Source organism: Paenibacillus sp. RC84, assembly GCF_041260495.1.
In the GTDB taxonomy this organism is placed as follows: domain Bacteria; phylum Bacillota; class Bacilli; order Paenibacillales; family NBRC-103111; genus Paenibacillus_F.
On record NZ_JBGBYL010000012.1, the window covers coordinates 206,059 to 225,846 of the forward strand.

The 19,788-nt window shown below is 59.6% G+C and carries 1 protein-coding gene; it reads right to left on the reverse strand.

Features of this window, described 5'->3' with window-relative positions:
- Positions 1-19 precede the first annotated feature (19 nt).
- Positions 20-19,450 (reverse strand): amino acid adenylation domain-containing protein, encoded by a 19,431-nt coding sequence (locus ABH899_RS25540; protein ID WP_370001514.1) that lies wholly within the window; start codon positions 19,448-19,450, stop codon positions 20-22.
- Between the last annotated feature and the right edge of the window lie 338 nt (positions 19,451-19,788).

Consider the following 19,788-nt stretch of genomic DNA (forward strand, 5'->3'; position numbering starts at 1 on the left):
GGCTTGCAGACCGCTCACTTTATACGTGCGCCTTAACACTGCGCAAGGAGGCTGCCAAAGCTTGAAGCTCTTTTTCCAGCATCTCCATGATCGGCTCCTTCTCTTCACGGTAAGGCAGTGTCACAGAAATTTGCCATACGCTGCCTTGATGCTGTGACGTAAAGTGGAATACGGGCGGTTGCTGAGCATGGGATTCGCCGCCGGCCGCTCCCGCTTCTTCAAATAAGTAGGCCGCATCCTCCGACTCGCCCAAATAGTTGTATACGATCGCTGTGCTGTCTAATCCTTTTCGCAGCAAACGGCGGGACTTTGGATAGTTTGAGGCGGTCTGTTCATTATAAACGAGATTCATAAAGTTGATATTGCGCGCTGCGGCCGTTTGGAGCTTGTCCCGAACGGATTCGGAGTCGGCCTCCGTGCCGGTCAACAGCAGCGGGATCTGATCGATACACTCGCCGACGGTGTTGAAAAACGCATTATTTTCGTAATGTCTGCCGTAATGCGTCATCCACACGGGAACCGCGGCCACTTGCAAATAACTTCGGAAAAAACGTCCGGCAAGCTGCAGTGACCACACTCCCCAGTTAACCGACGCAAGTTCCTTGAATTCCGACATATCGCAGCGTAACTCGGCCTTGGTGTAACCTTGACCAAGCGGGGCATGGATTGACTCGTTCACCAATTCCAATCCGGCGTCAAAATCTTCAAGGTGAAAAAGCCGTACTAATTCATGGTCCTCGATATGCTGCGGGCCCTTCCTCACTTGCGCCACATAAGCCGGGTAACCGTCCGCCGGCATGCCGGCTGTACCGGCCTCTACGCCCGGCGTTCTAAGCTGAGGCCAAGCTGTAAGGTCCTCCTCCGAGCGGCTATCCAAACGGCGATAAGCTTCAAGCAGCTCGCTTTCGAGAATTGACCCGCTTGTCTCGTCATAGATCAAATGCGAGCAGGGAAGGAGCAGCCAATGCTCCCGCCAATTCAGACGGACAAGCGCCATGCGGTATAGCAGACGACCGCTCAGCCTGTAGGGCTCAGTAAACAGCTCTGGCAGCAGACGGGCGAGTAGTTCCTGTTGATCGGCTTTACTGTAATCGGATAGATCTACGGCAGGCAGCGTCAACTGTTCCGGGACCGCGCGCTGTTCCCACATCCAGTCCTGTTCGCCACGCACCAGCACACTCCGCAGCAGGCTATGGCGAGCAAGCAGGCTGCGGACAGCTTCGGATAACAGATCGGCGTCGAGGCCAAGCACATCAAGCCTTATCACGGTGCCCGAGCATTGCGGCCGCTCCAGGTGGTACTCCTGAGCCGGAGCAAGCGCATACCGGCATTCCACTGCTCCCGCAATGATATCGGACTGCAAAGCTTCATGGAGAACCTGTATCCGCGAAAGCTCCCTTTTAACACGCCGTTTTATTTCGGCTGGGGATTTTTCGGAGATAGCAAGCGGCACGAGCTGCTCTATTGCGGCGTCCCTCCCCTCCGCAACCGAATCGGCTGCAGACTCGCCTGTCGTCAGATAGTGCGGGTGCAGATTCGAAGCAAGCTCGGCACGAATAAAAGCGAGCAGTTCACTCACCTTTACTCTGTGGCACGGCTCCATATTCAGCGTCACGCGAAGACCGTCTTCGCTTTCCTCCGTCACAAACCGGGAGCGAAGGCCAAATGCCTTCTTCAATCGCCGTTCGCTTTCCTGAACCGTTTCGGCAGGCTGAATGTTTACTTCGGCCGGCTGCTCCAGCAGGGCCGACAGCTTGCGAATCGTCTGCCCTTGGAAAATATGATGGATACCTATCGGTATTCCTGCCGTTTGCGCTTGAGCGATCAATTGAATGGCGGTTAACGAATGACCGCCCCGTTCAAAGAAATTATCATCTATCCCGATCGTTTCGGCGCCAAGCAGCTTTTGCCAGAGCTCCGTCAGCGTTCGCTGCAGTTTCGTATGCGGAGCGGCGTAGGCCGCGTCCGGGTTCTCCTCCCCATTTGGCGCAGGCAGCGCCTTGCGGTCGACTTTTCCGTTCGGGGTGAGCGGCAGACGGTCCAATTGCACCCAAGCCGACGGAATCATATAATCCGGCAGCTCTTCGGCGAGCTCTTTCCGAAGCGCGCCCGGGGAGATGATCCGGTTGGCGACAATATAGGCGCAAAGCTGTTTTTGCCCGTGGATGCTTTCCTTCCCCACAACAACAGCTTCCATAATGAAACTCTGTTTCATGAGGCGCGCCTCCACTTCGCCAAGTTCGATCCGGTATCCTCTAATTTTCACCTGGTCATCCAAACGTCCTATAAAATCCACATCGCCGTCCGGCAGCCAGCGGGCCGAATCTCCCGTACGGTACAGCCTTTCTCCGGGAACAAAGGGATTGGGCACAAACTTTTCGCCCGTCAGGTCAGGACGGTTCCAATATCCGCGCGCGACGCCCGCTCCGCCGATGCAAAGCTCGCCCAGCACACTGACGGGAACCGGCCGAAGCTGCGAATCCAAAATATAAAACCGCGCGTTCAGCAGCGGCCGTCCGATAGGAACATGCCCTGCGTCCGGCAGCCGTTTCAGCGGCTGGTCATAGTAGCTGGAATCGATAGCCGCCTCTGTCACGCCATACGCATTGATGATGCGGATTTGCGCGCCGAATCGTTCCTGCAGCGCGCGATAATCCGCAACATTGCAGCTGTCCGAGCTGGTGATCAGCAGCTTCATCGCGCCTATGTCCAGCCCCCTGTCCGCCACATATTGCATAAAAGGCACGATTAGCGCAGGCGTCGATTCGAACACGTTCACATCGTAAGCTTGAATCCAGTGATGCAAGCGAGTTGGGTCCAGTCGGTCGTCCTTGGGGCAGATGACCATCATGCCGCCGTTATACAGCGTCCTCGCGAGATCACCGACAAAAACGTCGAACGAAAAGCTGGCCAACTGCAAAAGCCGCACCGGAAATTGGTCAAGCCGGTACTCCCGGCGGTAGCCTTCCGCCGTATTCATCAAGCTTTGGTGCTCGATCATCACACCCTTCGGACGCCCTGTCGTTCCCGATGTGTAGATCAGGTAAGCAAGATCACCGGGTCGATTGATGACAGCAACGGCCGAACCCTGGTCGTCGTAAATCGCTTCATCATCCAATGCGAGCACCGCGGTTCCGGCTTCGTTATCAGCCAAAATCACTTCCAGCCGCGGTTCAAGCGCCGCTTCCGTCAGCAGGACGGATGCTCCGCTATCCTCCAGCATAAAACGGATACGTTCCGGCGGATAATCGGGGTCAAGCGGCACATACGCGCCCCCGGCCTTCCAGACCGCCAGCACGGCGACAAGCAGCAGCGGCGATCGCCCCGCCAAAATACCGACGAGTGTCTCTCGGCCTACACCGCATGCTTGCAGTTTACGGGCAAGCCGGTTGGACCGTTCGTCCAGCTCGCGGTAACTTAGCCGTTCATCCCGGTAAACAACGGCTGTCTGCGCAGGAATACGTGCCGCCTGCGCAGTAAACGCCTCATGGAAAACTCCCGCCATTCCTCGTCCTGCCTCAAGCCCTGCATTAGCAAAATGGCCCAACAACCCGCTGCGTTCCTCCGGCATCAGCATGCTTAACGCCGATAGCTTGGCCTGCGGATCAGCCAGCGCCGCATCGATCAACTGCACGAAATGGCCGGCCATCCGTTCGGCCGTCTCCCGCTCGTACAGCGCGTCGCAGTATTCCAGTCGGAATAGGAGTTCATCCCCCTGCTCCTCCGCATCCAGCGTCAGATCGAATTTCGCCGAGCGGTAATCCGCTTCGTCCGCGCTCGCCTTCAGCCCCGCCAGCTCCGGCACGCCTCCGCCTTCGCCCTGCCACGCGAACATCGTGTCAAACAGCGGATTGCGGCTCATATCCCGCCGCACGTTCAGCTTCTCCACCAGTTCTTCGAACGGGTAATCCTGATGCGCGTACGCTTCCAGCGCCAGCTCCTTCACTTCCCTCACGTACGCTTCAAACGGCTTGTCCGCCGACGGATACGTGCGCAGCGCCAGCGTGTTCACAAACATGCCCATCACCCGCTCCAGCTCCGCGTGCGGCCTTCCCGCTACCGGCGTCCCCACGATCACTTCTTCTTGTCCGCTGTACTTCGACAGCAGCGTGGAATAAGCCGCCAGCAGCACCATGTACAGCGTCGCTCCCGTGCGCAAAGCCAGCCGCTTCAGCCCGCTTGTCCGTTCCGCTCCCAGGGTGAAGCGGACAACGCCTCCCGTGTAGCGGAACACGGCCGGCCGGGTCCGGTCCGCCGGCAAATCCAGCACCGGCAGCTCGCCCTTCAGCCGCTCCAGCCAGTAAGCTTCCTGCGCGCGGACCCGCTCGCTTCCCGCCTCCGACTGCTGCCACACCGCATAGTCCTTGTACTGGATGCGCAGCTCCGGCAGCGCTTCGGCTTCGCCTTCGCCGTTGTACAGCCGGGACAGCTCCTCCAGCAAAATCGCTGTCGACACCCCATCGGATACGATGTGGTGCATGTCGACCAGCAACCGGTGACGATTAGCGCCTTCATCCACCAGCGCGGCGCGCAGCAGCGGCGCCTGCTCCAGATCAAACGGGCGGATAAACGCCCGGTCCGCCTGCCGCGCTTCCGCTTCGTCTTGGACACGGATGCGCGGCAGCGTAAACTCCGGCGGCGCTTCCTTCGGGGCAATCCGCTGCACCGGCACGCCATCACGCAGCGTAATAGCCGTCCGCAGCGCTTCATGACGCCGGATCAGCGCGCGGAACGCCTGCTCCAGCCGCGCCGCATCCGGCTCGCCTTCCAGCCGCAGGACACCCGGCATGTTATACCCGAAGCCGTCTTTCTCCAATTGGCTGAGCACATACAGCCGTTTTTGCGCCGACGAAACGGGATAGCTTTCCTGCTCGCCGGCAGCCGGAATGCCCGCGTACGGATTGGGCTGCAGCCCTTCCATCGCCTGCGCCAGCGATTCGACGGTCGGATGCTCGAACACCATCCGCATCGGCACTTCCGCCTGCAGCTCTTGGTGAATACGCGCCGTCAGCGCCGCCGCCCGCAGTGAATGCCCGCCGATTTCGAAGAAATGATCGCGGATACCGACGGCTTCCGCGCCAAGCACTTCCCGCCACAGCTCCGCCAGCCTCGCCTCCAGAGCCGTACGCGGCGCTTCCGTTCCTTCGCCCGACCGCTCCGCGAGATCAACGTCCGGCGCGGGCAGCGCGCTCCGGTCGATTTTTCCGTTCGGCGTCAGCGGAAACGCGGCGAGCTGCACGGCATAAGTCGGCACCATATAGGCCGGCAGCTCTTGCAGCAGCGCTTGGCGCAGTTCGCCGACGCTCCATGTCTTTTCGGCGGTGAAATAGGCGCACAGTTCCACCGCGCCGGCCTTGTCCGCATGGGCGACGATCAGCGCCTCCCGCACGGAAGGGAGCCGGTTCAACTGCGTCAAAACATCGCCAAGCTCGATGCGGTAGCCGCGGATTTTAACTTGGTCGTCGATGCGCCCCATATATTCCAAATTGCCGTCGGGAAGCCACCGGGCCAAGTCCCCGGTCCGGTACATCCGGCGTTCGGGCGCAAACGGAACGGGAACGAATTTTTCCGCAGTCAGTTCGGGACGGTTTAAATACCCCCGGGCCAAGCCGATGCCGCTGACACACAATTCGCCGGGTATGCCAACCGGCATGATGGATTGATCCGCGCCCAAAATATATACTTGATGATTGGCGATGGGACGCCCGATCGGCACCGTTTTAGCTGTATCGTCCAAAGTCGAATACGGCCATGCCGTCGAGCAGATGGAATCCTCCGTCGGTCCGTAATTGTTAAAATAGCGTACAAACCCGCTCCAACGGCGCGCCAGCTCGGGGGAAGACGCGGAGCCTGCGGTAATGAGCCGCGTCAGGCTCGGCATGTGCGCCGGGTTCAAGTAAGCGGCATAAGTCGGCGGAAGTGTGGCGACCGTAATGCCGCTGTCCCGCATGTATTGTTCCAGCAGCCGGTAATCGGCGATCACCGAAGCGTCCGGCATATAAAGTGCCGCCCCGCCAAATAAACTCATTGTCATTTCCGAGCAGGCCGCATCGAATGAAAAACTGGCAAACTGCAGCACGCGGTCCTGTTCGCACACCTTAAGCGCTTCATCGTAAAACAGTTTGTAATTGCATACCCCCGCATGTTCAACCAGCACCCCTTTGGGCTGCCCCGTCGTACCCGACGTATAAATGACGTAAGCCAAGTCGCCGGGTTTTACGGAGCCCGCGAGATTTGACCCGTCGCCGCTGAAGCTTTGCGGATCATCCAGCAGCAGCCATTCGCCGCCAAACGCCACACGGTCCCGAAGCCGCGACTGCGCGAGAAGCAGCGAAACGCCGGCGTCCTCCAACATATAGCGGATACGCGCTTCCGGGTAATCGGGATCAATCGGCACATAGGCGCCCCCGGCCTTCATGACTGCCAGCGCCGCGGCAATCATCTCCGGTGAACGCTCGGCCAGTATGCCGACCAGGGACTCCCGGCCCACACCTTTGGCCTGAAGCGTGCGCGCCAGCCGGTTCGCCCGTTCATTCAGTTCGCGGTAGCTCCACTGCCGCTTTCCCGACACCACGGCCGGGCGGTCCGGCGTGCGCTCCGCCTGACGTTCAAGAAGACCATGAATTGTCAGCATGTCATCCGATGAATAGGCGCGGGTCGTGTCGTTAAACGATTCCAGCACCTGCGTCCTCTCCTCCGGCGTCAGCATGCTTAACGCCGATAACTTGGCCTGCGGATCAGCCAGCGCCGCATCGATCAACTGCACGAAATGGCCGGCCATCCGTTCGGCCGTCTCCCGCTCGTACAGCGCGTCGCAGTATTCCAGTCGGAATAGGAGTTCATCCCCCTGCTCCTCCGCATCCAGCGTCAGATCGAATTTCGCCGAGCGGTAATCCGCTTCGTCCGCGCTCGCCTTCAGCCCCGCCAGCTCCGGCACGCCTCCGCCTTCGCCCTGCCACGCGAACATCGTGTCAAACAGCGGATTGCGGCTCATATCCCGCCGCACGTTCAGCTTCTCCACCAGTTCTTCGAACGGGTAATCCTGATGCGCGTACGCTTCCAGCGCCAGCTCCTTCACTTCCCTCACGTACGCTTCAAACGGTTTGTCCGACGACGGATACGTACGCAGCGCCAGCGTGTTCACAAACATGCCCATCACCCGCTCCAGCTCCGCGTGCGGCCTTCCCGCTACCGGCGTCCCCACGATCACTTCCTCTTGTCCGCTGTACTTCGACAGCAGCGTGGAGTAGGCCGCCAGCAGCACCATGTACAGCGTCGCGCCCGTGCGCAGCGCCAGCCGCTTCAGCCCGCTTGTCCGTTCCGCTCCCAAGGTGAAGCGGACAATGCCTCCCGTGTAGGAGAACACGGCCGGTCGGGTCCGGTCCGCCGGCAAATCCAGCACCGGCAGCTCGCCCTTCAGCCGCTCCAGCCAGTAAGCTTCCTGCGCACGGACCCGCTCGCTTCCCGCCTCCGACTGCTGCCACACCGCATAGTCCTTGTACTGGATGCGCAGCTCCGGCAGCGCTTCGGCTTCGCCTTCGCCGTTGTACAGCCGGGACAGCTCCTCCAGCAAAATTGCTGTCGACACCCCATCGGATACGATGTGGTGCATGTCGACCAGCAACCGGTGGCGATTAGCGCCTTCATCCACCAGCGCGGCGTGCAGCAGCGGCGCCTGCTCCAGATCAAACGGGCGGATAAACGCCCGGGCCGCCTGCCGCGCTTCCGCTTCGCCTTGGACACGGATGCGCGGCAGCGTAAACTCCGGCTGCGCTTCCTTCGGGGCAATCCGCTGCACCGGCACGCCATCACGCAGCGTAAAAGCCGTCCGCAGCGCTTCATGACGCCGGATCAGCGCGCGGAACGCCTGCTCCAGCCGCGCCGCATCCGGCTCGCCTTCCAGCCGCAGGACACCCGGCATGTTGTACCCGAAGCCGTCCGTCTCCAATTGGCTGAGCACATACAGCCGTTTCTGCGCCGACGAAACGGGATAGCTTTCCTGCTCGCCGGCAGCCGGAATGCCCGCGTACGGATTGGGCTGCAGCCCTTCAATCGCCTGCGCCAGCGATTCGACGGTCGGATGCTCGAACACCATCCGCATCGGCACTTCCACCTGCAGCGCTTGGTGAATACGCGCCGTCAGCGCCGCCGCCCGCAGCGAATGCCCGCCGATTTCGAAGAAATGATCGCGGATACCGACAGCTTCCGCGCCAAGCACTTCCCGCCACAGCTCCGTTAGCCTCGCCTCCAGCACCGTGCGCGGCGCTTCCGTTCCTTCGCCCGACCGCTCCGCGAGATCGACGTCCGGCGCGGGCAGCGCGCTCCGGTCGATTTTTCCGTTCGGCGTCAGCGGAAATGCGTCCATAATGACAAGCGGCCAAGGAACCATATACTCCGGCAAGCGGCGGCGCAACTCGCTTCTCCACAAAGCGGCCAGCGCCTTGGGCGGCATGGCCGCTTCCTTGGAGGAAGTCCTCGGCACCGCGTAAGCGATTAGCTGACGATCGCCGGGCCGGACTTCCCGAGCCAAGACGACGGCATCCGCCGCGCCGATGTCGTGCCGCAAGACGGCTTCAATTTCACCGGGTTCGATTCGGTAGCCCCGAACCTTCACTTGATGATCGATCCGCCCGAGATAATCGATCGTTCCGTCCGGCAAAAACCGGGCCAGATCGCCCGTCCGGTAAATGACCGGACATTGCTCGCCGCCGTACGGGTTGGGCACGAATTTGGCGGCCGTTTGCTGCGGGTCGCCCACGTAGCCGCCGCCTACCTGCGCACCGGCGATGCAAAGCTCGCCCGGAGTGCCGGTAGGCACCAGCCCCAGCTCCGCGTTTAAAATATAGACGCGAGTGCCCGGCACGGGCCGCCCGATCGGCACTCGCTTGCCTGCAAAAGCGGTGATTGCCGGCAAGCGTGCGAACACAGTCACATCTGTGCATTCCGTCGGCCCGTAGGTGTTAACGACTTCCGCAAGGCACGCGTCCGATTTCAACCAAGGCGCAAGTCTGTCGGCGGCAATCGGTTCGCCGCCCAAAAACAGATGCCGCAGCGTTGCAAGCGGCGTGAATTGCGCGGGAGCCGACGCATCCAGCAAAGGATAAAACGCGCTGGGCGTCCCGTTCAGCAGCGTTATGCCATGCTGCTCAATAAGCGACACAATCTGCCGCGCGTCATAAGGACCTGCCGGAGGCAAAATTAGCTGCCCGCCGGTCAGCAGCGGCGCAAATATATTTTTTTGCGTCAGGTCGAAGCTTGGCGAGGTGATCACGAGCAGCTTATCCGCTGCCGACATCCCGAATTCCCCGGTGTACCAACGCATCAATGACGCAAAGCCCGAGCGGTAAACGCTCGCTCCCTTCGGCATGCCCGTCGATCCTGACGTATAAATCACATACATAAGATGCTCGCCGTCCGCCTCGCTGCGCGGATTGGCGTCAGACTGCGACAGCAAGGCGCCGGCCTCCGTATCCAGACACACAACCGTCAAGCCGCGCAGCCCGCCCAATCGCTCAGCGTAAGCCTGCACAGTGACCAGCACGCGAAGTTCCGCCCGCTCCGTCATATAGCGGAGCCGTTCATCCGGCAGCGACGGGTCGAGCGGGACATAGGCGCCGCCGGATTTCAACACGGCAAGCAGTGCCGCCGGCAAAGACGGACTGCGGTCCAAGCATACGCCAATCAACGTGTTCGGACCGGCGCCCAGCGCCTGCAGCCTGTGGGCCAGCCGATTGGCTTGGCGGTTCAGTTCGCCGTAGGACACCGTTTGTCCGTCGAACACAACCGCCGCCCTGTCCGGCGTTGCGAAGGCTTGTTTTTCAAATAAACCTTGCACGGTAAACTCGGGCATTGCCGGACAATCCGCTCCGTTCCCTGCATCCAGCAGCCGCTCTTTCTCCACATCCGTTAGCAGATCGATCCCCGTCAAACGTACCGCAGGATCGGCGGAAACGGCTTCCAAGATGCGGATGTAACGCTTCGCCAGCAGACGGATTGTCTCCGGCGCAAACAGCCGAACGGCGTACTCCCAAGTACATTGCAGCGTTTCCCCATCAGTAGGGTCCGTTGCCACTTGCAGGGAGAAATCGAACTTGGAAATGCCCGGATTGATTTCTTCAACCTTATAGGTCAAGGCGCCGGCGCGAGATGGCTGCACCGCTTCGTTTTGGAACATAAACATCGTATCGAACACGGGGTTCCGGCTTAAATCGCGTACCGGATTCAGCTTATCCAGCAGCTCGTCGAACGGATAGTCTTGGCGCTCGAATGCCGCAAGCGCAAGTGCCTTTACGTGCAGCAGCAGCTCCGCAAACGACTGGGATGCCTGCAACCGTCCGCGCAAGGCCAGCGTGTTGACGAACATCCCGACCGCCGCTTCGGTATCCGCATGTCTGCGTCCGGATACCGGCGTGCCGACGATAATCTCGTCCTGTCCGGTGTATTGGGACAACAGGGCAAAATAAGCGGCAAGCAGCACCATATAAAGCGTTGTGCCGCTGTTTGCCGCCAGCTGCCGCAGCGCGTCTGTGAGCTGAGGCGTCAGCGTCAAAGACGCTGCGCCGCCTTCAAAGCTTTGCGTCTGAGGCCTCGGAAAGTCCGCAGGCATATCAAGCACCGGCAGCTCGCCGCCCAGCGTTTGCAGCCAGTACGCCTCCTGCTCTTGGTACGTTCCTTGGGCAAGCTGCCGCCGCTGCCATGCCGCAAAATCCTTGTACTGCACACGTACAGGTTTCAATTGGCGTCCCTGATAGGCTTGCAGCACTTCGTCCAGCAGCACTGCCATCGAAAAACCATCCGCAGCCGCATGATGTACATCAATCAAAAGCGCGTAACGCCGATTCCCGAAATCAAGCAGCTCGGCGCGTATTAAGGGCGCTTCCTCCAATCGGAACGGGCGGATAAACCGGCGGGAAATCGCCTCCAGCTCACTCGCCTTGGCTTGCGTCACCGGAACATGAAGCACAAGCTCAGGCTGGATCGCCTGTACGACCTCGCCGCCTTCCAGCTTCAAGCACGTACGCAGCGATTCATGCCGCCCGGCGGCCTCGCGAAGCGCTTCAATGAAGCTCGGCACGCGCAAATCTCCTTCGAGATGCAGACGTCCAGGCACGTTATATGTCGTGCCGCCCTCCTGCTGCTGGAGCAAGTACATTCGCCGCTGGCCGGGCGAGGCGGGATAATACGGCTGTGCCCCGACAGGCTCGATAGGGCTGAAAGCTTGCTTCTCGCCGCCCCGAATGTACTCGGCCAGCGCGCCCGCCGTCTGCCGATGAAACAGTTCGCCGAGCGGGATCTGCACGCCAAACGTTTTGCGAATCCGGGATAAAAGAACCGTGGCCGTCAAAGAATCGCCGCCGAGCTGAAAAAACGGATCGTGCGCACGGACCGTCGAAACACCCAGCACCTCTTGCCACATCCGAATCAATTCGGCTTCTACGCTGTCATCCGGCCCTGCGCCCATCTCTGGCATACGGTCTGCGCCCGGCATTGACGGAGCCGGCAGCCGCTCCCAATCCGGCTCGCCGTCCGCAAGCAGCGGCAGCGCCTTCATGAGCATCACTTGGCCGGGCCGCGCATAATCCGGAAGCGCCTCGCTCCACCGCCGTTTAAGCGCCTCCTCCTCCCAAGGCGCGGACGGGTCCGAGACGACATATGCCGCAAGCGTCGCGGCGCCGCCTGCAGCGCTATCCTCCCACACGCGGATCGCGCAAGCTTCCAAATTGCAGACGCGCAGCAAATGCGTCTCAAGCTGCCGCAAGTTGATTAGGCGCCCCCGAATACGGGCAAAACCCGAGATCGGCCCGATGCGTTTCAGTTCCCCGCCCGGCGCGTGGTATACCCACTCGCCCGTGCGTGCAGCCTCGCGTATGATCTGCGGGTTAAGCTGACCCTGCGCCACGATATGCAGCTCCCCCGCTGTCCCGGCGGGAGCGGGCCATCCAAAGGCGTCAAGCACGCAAGGGCAGCCGCCGTCCCGGTCGGCAAGCGACGACCAGTGCTTGCATATTTGACGGGTTTCATCCATGCCCAACAGCGATATTTCCGCAAGAGGTTGGCTGGATTTTTTTGTAATTTCATCCAAAATCGTCACCCAGTAACGGAACCAGTGGGCAATGACATCCGGTTCGAACAATCCGGCGTTGTAATCAAAATCCACCCGCAGTTCTTTATTCGCTTCAGTCACGTTGACAAACAGCTCGTACTTGCTGGCCGTGACCGGGCTGGGGAGCAGCTCCGTGTCCAGCTCGTGAAACCGCAGCTTGGGCAAGGGCCGGTCCATATTGAATACGACGTTTATGACAGGCAAATGCCGGAGCCCTTGCTCGGCCAACGCCGCAAAGCTGTAAGCCTGGTAAGCTTCGAGCCGTTGCATGCTTTCCTTGACGGCGCCGGCAAAGTCCGCAAATGTCGTCTCGTGTTGAATCCGGCTAACCACCGGAAGCACATTAACGCAATGTCCCACCAGCGAAAAAGCGTCCATCTGTGCTTGACCGGCCGTCGGCACGCCGACAGTCAGCCTGGAGTCGCCTGTCAATCGGTGCAGCAAGATTTTAAAGGAAGACAGCAGCGTAATAAATAAACTGCTGCCCAGCCGGATGCTGAGCGTTTTGAGCGATTGAACGAGCCCGCTTTCCAGCACGGCCGTATACCGCCCCCCTTCAAGGCCCGGCACAGTTACTCCCCGCAGCGGAGACGGCAGCTCCAATACGGAAAGCGGGCCGGAGAGCTCGTCGGTCCAAAATGCCGACGCTTCCGCGCTGCGCGGATCGGCCATCCGCAGTCGCTGCCATGCCGCATAATCGCGGAAAACCGCAGCCCCCGGGAGCCGGTACCGTTCCTTCCGGACTAGCGCGCTGTAAATTGACGCCAGCTCCCGCATAAATACGACAATGGACCATCCGTCCGCGATCAGGTGGTGAAAAGTGAAAAGCGCCAAGTGCTCCTCTTCCTCCAGCTTTAAGAAATGGATGCGGAATAAAGGTTCGCGTTCCGATAACCGAAACGGGGTCTCAATGCCCTGTTTCAGCCAGGCGCTCTTTTGCCGTTCGCGCGATAAATCATCGTACCCGCTGACATCCAGCAGCTTGATCTGCGCCTCCAGCGACGCGGCGATCACCTGCGTTTCTCCGTCTGCGCCCATGTACGTACGCAGCGCTTCGTGCCGGCGCATCAGCGTATGAACCGATTCGCTCCACCCTTGCAAGCGCAGCGGCCCGCGAAGCCGAATCAGCGCCGATTCATGTAAAACGTGCGGCTTCTCACGGCTGGAAGCCGACGCAAACCAAAGCTGTTTTTGATCCGGCGTCAAAGGAATGACAATATCATGATCGTGCCCGGGCCGCTCGGGCAGCGGAAGTTTGCCGGGGTCCGGGCCGTCCGGAGGCGAATCAGGCAAAAATCCGCCGTGTCGCAGCGCGGCTACGCTGTTCTTGACCGCCTGCACAATGCGGGCTATATCGGTCTCCGTGTGCGCCGTCGACAAAAAGCAATTGCGCCCTTCCCAAATATAGATGCCTTGATCCAGCATGTGGTAGTAAAACAGCTCCAGATCGCCCTTGAGCACAAACCGGAACAAAGAACCGAAATAATCGATCCGGATCGGCACCTTTTCCTCGGTAAAGAAGCGGTTCAAAGTCTCCGCCAAATCGGCGGTTTTCGCATTCAGCTCCGCCTGCAGCTTCTCCCCGTCGCGCTCCAGCCGTTCCAACACGGCAAGCGATGCCGCCATGGCGAGCGGATGGTGGCAGAAGGTACCCGCAACAAATGTGCGCCGTTCCTCATGCTGCGGATACGAACCGTCGCCGAAATCCCACATGCCTCCATCGATGCCGTCCATAAAAGCGGCACGGCCTCCCACAATGCCGATCGGCAGCCCGCCTCCGATAACTTTACCGTAGGTGACCAAATCCGCCTCAATGCCGAACCACGCCTGCGCCCCGCCGGGATGAAGCCGGAAACCGGTGATCACCTCATCGAAAATAAGAGCGGCGCCCGCTTGTTCGGTCGCCTCCCGAACCGCCGCCAAAAACGGCCTCGGCTGCAAATCCGGTCTACGGCTTTGCACCGGCTCCACCAGCACCGCCGCCAATTCATGGGCGTGTTCGCGAATATAGGCCAGCGCCGTCTCGGTGCCGTAAGGAAGCACAACGATGTCATCTACCATCCCGGAAGGCACTCCCGGCGCCAAAGGCATCGACCGATCCCGGTCCGCGCCCGGGCGGGCAAGCGCAAGCACGCCGTCAAACGTGCCGTGGTACGAACCGGCAAATATAACCACCTTGCTCCGCCCTGTAGCGGCCCGGGCCAACCGTAAAGCCACCATAACCGCTTCCGTGCCGGAGTTAAAAAGTGCTATTCGCTCTACGCCCGTCATGCGGCAAATTCCTTCAGCCACTTGGCCGGCCAGGTTCGACATCGGTCCGAGGCACATCCCGCTGCGCAGCGCCTTGTCAATATGTTCACGAATAAACGCCGGGTCGTGGCCGAACAAATTCACGCCGAAACCCATCGTCAAATCAATGTATTCGTTGCCATCCAAATCCCAAATCTTGGAGCCCTCGGCCTTTTCCGCCACGAGCTGGTACACCATCTCTTTAAGCACAAGCCGAAAACCCGCCACATTGCGATTATTGGCATATACAGCGCGGTATTTCTGCGTATATGCTTTGGTCCGCCCGGTGCGTGCCGTATAGCGGTCGATCAAGTCGCGCAAATGCTGCTCTTGACGGAGCGGCAGCGCTTCACGGGCTTTCACATCCATCGGACGGTAAGGCCGAAACGGCTGCCCGCCTTCGCTGCCCGCCGCCGCTGCGCGCACCGGCTCCGATGAATCGCCGCCTGTGCCGTGATCGCCGCCGAATACCGCGGGCGGCGCCGCAACGGACGGCGAGCCGCCGGCAGCGGCTGCTTCGCTGCGCGCATCGACGGAATGCGCGTGAGGAACGGCCGCCGGGAAGGCCGGAGGCTCCGTCCCTGCCGCGCGCTCGGAAGTTTCAGGCGCGACAAAGGAAGGCGGCTGCAGCACATCCAACTGCCGGGCGATAATGTGCAGCTGCTGTTCCATAATCGGCCGAAGCGCATGAACGAATGCGACGCTTGGCAGGTGGTTCCAGCCGCCAGTCGGCTCGGGCGCAGTCTGACGGAGCGCCTCTGCGCTTGGAGGCCCGTCCCAACCGGGCTGCGGCACGGCATCCCCGGTTGATCGTCCGAAACGGTCGATCCCGTTCTGCGTACCGGACGAAGCGTTTTGCGGCAAATGATGCACAATGTATTCGGCCACCTGCTCCAAATTGGTCAGCGTTTCAAAAAAACGGCTCATCGGAATATCGAGACCAAACACATCTTTGATGCCTTGCCGTACTTGGGTCAAGTTGATCGAATCGAGCCCCAGCTCCAAAAAATGGGTATGCGGATGAAGCTCATTCATTTCAAGCTGCGAAACGTCGCTTATCATTTGAGCCAGCGTTTGCGCAACCTGTGAATGAAGAGCGGAATCCGTCGCTGCCCCGGCATGCGACAACTGTTCATGCAAAGCGCTCACTCCGTTCACCTGCCCTTTCTCCATCGTCAAACTGCCTGTTTCTTCCCTCCGCCGCTGCGGCGTCTCGGCGATTTGAATCCAGCAGCGCTTGCCTTCAAAAGGGTATGACGGCAGCGATACCCGATGGCGCTGCCCCTGTGCGTACAATTGCTCCCAATCGATAGGTTCTCCTCGCACAAAGGCTGTGGCCAGTTGAGCCGCCCCTTCAGCCGTTTCCAGCGTCGGCGCCGCTCCACCTTCCCCCGTGGAAAATCGCCCGACAGCCTCCGGCCCGCCCGACGCCGCCCTGGCCGGTTCGCCAAATCCGGACACCCTCCCGCTCTGTCCGGTAAACACGCCTTCGCCAGCAATGCCCTCGCGGTGCAGCCGGAGAAGGCTGCCGCGCAGCGCTGCCGGGCCGGAAGCCGCTATGGCAAGGCGATGCGCAAACATACTGCGCCCGGTGCTCGCCGTGAAGCAAACGCCGCGCATGTCGAGATCCGGTGAACGTTCAAAACGCTCGGCATAACGTCCGATTAACGTTTTCAAGGCGCTGTCGGTGCGTGCGGACAAAACGAGCAGCAGCGCACCGTCCGGCGCAGCGCTGCCCGCGCCGGCCTCCGCCGCTTCCTCCCGAGGTTCGTATTCTTCAAGCACCACATGGCAGTTCGTGCCGCTGAATCCAAACGAGCTGACTCCGCAGCGTCTCGGGAATCCCTGCGGTTCCCAATCGGTCAGCGATACATTGGGATAAACCGGCGAATCCTCAAAACGAATTTGACGGTTAGGCGCACGGAAGTGAACGAGCGGCGCGATTTGCCGATGCCGCAGCGATAGCACTGCTTTGATCAAACCGGCGATACCGGCCGCTTCGTACAAATGACCGATATTCGTTTTGACCGTACTTACCGCGCAAAACTGTTTGCGCTCCGTATACCGGCCAAACGCTTGCGAGATGCCCTCAATCTCCACAGGATCGCCGAGCTGCGTTCCCGTCCCGTGCGCTTCGATATATGTGATCGTCTTGGGGTCTACGCGCGCGTTCCGCCATGCCTGCGCGATGACATCCGCCTGCGCCAGCGCGTTGGGCGCGGAGATGCCTATCGTGCTGCCATCCTGGTTCATGGCGCTGCCCTTGATGACGGCGACAATACGGTCGCCGTCCTGCACCGCCCGGCGCAGCGGCTTCAGAATCACGGCGCCGACGCCTTCGCCCGCGCCGGTGCCGTCCGACTTCCCGTCAAATGCCCGCGCACGGCCGTCGGCCGATTCCATGCCGATGCCCGCCCGAATCGGCAGCAAAATGGTTTTGACGCCGCCCGCCACGGCCATGTCGCAATCCCCGTTCATTAAAGCCCGGCAGGCCAAATGCACCGCCGACAGCGAAGACGAGCAGGCCGTATCGACCGTAACCGCCGGACCCTTTAAATCCAGCAAATAAGCGATGCGGCTCGAAATAACCGATGGTAAATTGCCGATAATAAACCGGGGCAGCGCCTCGGGTTCCGCTTCCGTGAGCAGACGCTCGTAATCGAAGCTGGTTTTGGAAAAACCGACGTAAACGCCCGTCCTGGATCCGGCCACCTTGGCGCCGCCATAACCGGCATCCTCCAGCGCGCTCCACGCCGTTTGTAAAAACAAGCGCTGATTCGGGTCCATCAGAGATGCTTCCCTTGGCGTCAACTTGAAAAAAGCATAGTCGAACGTATCGATCTCATCCAAATAGCCGCCTTCCACCGCCTCCCACTGTCCCGGTTCACGCTGCAGCTTGGCCATAAACGCATCCGCGTCCCGCTTCCTGGCAACGCCATACGGACCGATGGCGTCGCGCCCCTGCGCTGCATGCTCCCAAAACTGCTCCAACGTGTCCGCCTGCGGAAATTTGCCGGCCATGCCGATAATCGCGATATCCCTGTCGTCCGGATCATCCGTCGGTCCCGCCTCAAGCTTAACCGGCTCTTTCTGCGCCGGGTCCGCCGCAAGATGGGCGGCCAGCTTGGCAATGGTCGGGTAAGAGAAGAAATCAGTCACCGGAATAGGCTTTCCGAACTCGCCTTCGAGCGCTTCGGCCAACTGCGTCAGCTGCAGCGAATTGGCACCGAGTTCAAAGTAACTTTCGTCCGTGCCGATTTCCTCCGTTTGCAGCACCCGTTTGCATAAAGCGAGCAGCCTCTGCTCCGCTTCGCTTCGGGCCAGGGCTTTCGGCTTCGCTGCGCGCGCCGCCAGCAGCAGACCGGCCAGTTGGCCGGACACTTCGTCAAATTGGCCTGCCAAATATTGCTGCGCCAGTTTGTAACGCTGCACCTTGCCGCTCGTCGTCTTGGGCAGACGGCGTACCGGCACCACATCCCTAACTTCCCAGCCGCCCCGTTCGTTCAAATGATGACGCAGCTTGACAATTAGCGGCACAAAGTTTTCCGGTTTCTTTGTGTAAATAACAAATAAAACAATCCGGTCTTGTCCTGTCCCCGGGTCGCGCACGCCGCAGACGGCCACCTTACCAAGCTCGACCCCGTCCACTTCCTCCGCGACACGCTCAATATCATGCGGGTATACATTTTGCCCGTTCACGAAAATAATATCTTTCGCACGTCCGGTAATAATGAGCCGGCCCCTGCGCATAAAACCCAAATCGCCGGTTACCAGCCAACCGTCCTTCGTTATCGCTTTGGCCGTCGCCTGCGGATTGTTGTAGTAGCCGGACGTCACATTTTTACCGCGAATGTGAATATGCCCAATGACATCGTCAGGCAGAGGAAGATGGTTATCGTCACAAATCCGGAAATCGCAGCTTGCCATCGGATACCCGACATCGACAAAAGTCACGCAGCAGCGTTCTTCGGGTGCAACGGGCACAACCGCTTCGCCGATGGCCAGGTGTTCCCGGTTCAGATGAACCGCCTTGATGCCCTCATATAACAGAGGATGGGCTACGCCTACGCAGGCCTCAGCCATTCCATACACGCAGAACATCGCGGATCGGCGCAGTCCATGGACCGCCATTGCACTCAAAAACCGGTCGCACACCTCAGTCGAAATCGGCTCGGCCCCGTTATAAATGATACGGATCCGGGATAAATCCCAGTCCTTGACGGCTTCCGGTTTGTATTGATCCAAAAAAAACTTATAGCCAAAGTTGGGAGAGCAAATTAACGTCACCTGATGCTCCGACGCTTTTTTGAGCCAAAGCGAAGGGCGCCGGATAAAAAGCGCGGTAGGCATAATGAATTGATTGACATTGCCGATCACGCACGTAAGATGAAAGGCAATCAATCCCAAATCGTGGGTAAGGGGCATCCAGCCGAGGTAAGCGTCGTTGTCGTCCAATTCCGATTCGGCAGCAGCGTCGCGTATGTTGTGCACCAAGTTTTCATGAGTCAGCATGACACCTTTCGGGTCTCCCGTCGATCCGGAAGAAAACTGGATGAAAGCCAAGCGATCCGGCTGAACCGGATAAATAACGCCTTTGGCCTCCGAGCCATAATCCAGGCTTTCCGTTCGCAATGCGGTCTGCGCCAATACGCCAAAGGTCTGCTCAAGCCCCTGCTGTCGCGCGTACTTTTCCAAGCTTCCCAACACTTTGGCATCGCTGATCAAATAAGGGCGGCGCAGCGTGTCCCAAATTTTGAACAGTTTCATCTTATGTTCGTCGTTGCTGCCGACCGTTACCGGAACCGGTACGATGCCGCCCAGCAGACATCCCCAAAAGACATGCAAAAACGTACGATTCTCGTCAATTTGCATCAGCAGTTCATCCCCGGGCTCCATTCCGCGCGACTGCAAATAATGCAGCGCCTGAAGCGCATGTTCGAATAACGCGCCGTACGATTCGTAAAGCTCGTCCCGATCCCCCGAAATATAAGTGATGCCTTTCTCCGCCTGCCCCCTTCTGTCTTGAACAATGTCGATTAACGTTAGATACTGTTCCATCATCGTCCCTCCGCAGCGTGGTCCGTCAAAGCCGGACCCGTCGTCACTGGGCTTCTGCACCCATTGTGCTTACAGCCGCCCACTTGTTGCCGGAATTCGATTATGACTGAAACTTGGCGTAAAAGCCGGCTAATCGTGTTTAGTCGGCCGTACGGCGGTCTTGGAATCGATTCCCGTTAGCTTGACGAAACACCGCGAATTCGACGAAGCTTAAATCATCATCCGCACGCTTCGCCGGGAATCGTCTTATTCTAAGCAAGTTGACATGCCGTGCCTTCATTGTAAACGAATAAAATTTACTTATATACAAAATTTTTCATAATTTGGTATTAATTTTT

Coding starts and splice junctions, on each gene's coding strand:
- ABH899_RS25540 (WP_370001514.1), bottom strand. CDS start 19,450: ATGGAACAGTATCTAACGTTAATCGACATTGTTCAAGACAGAAGGGGG.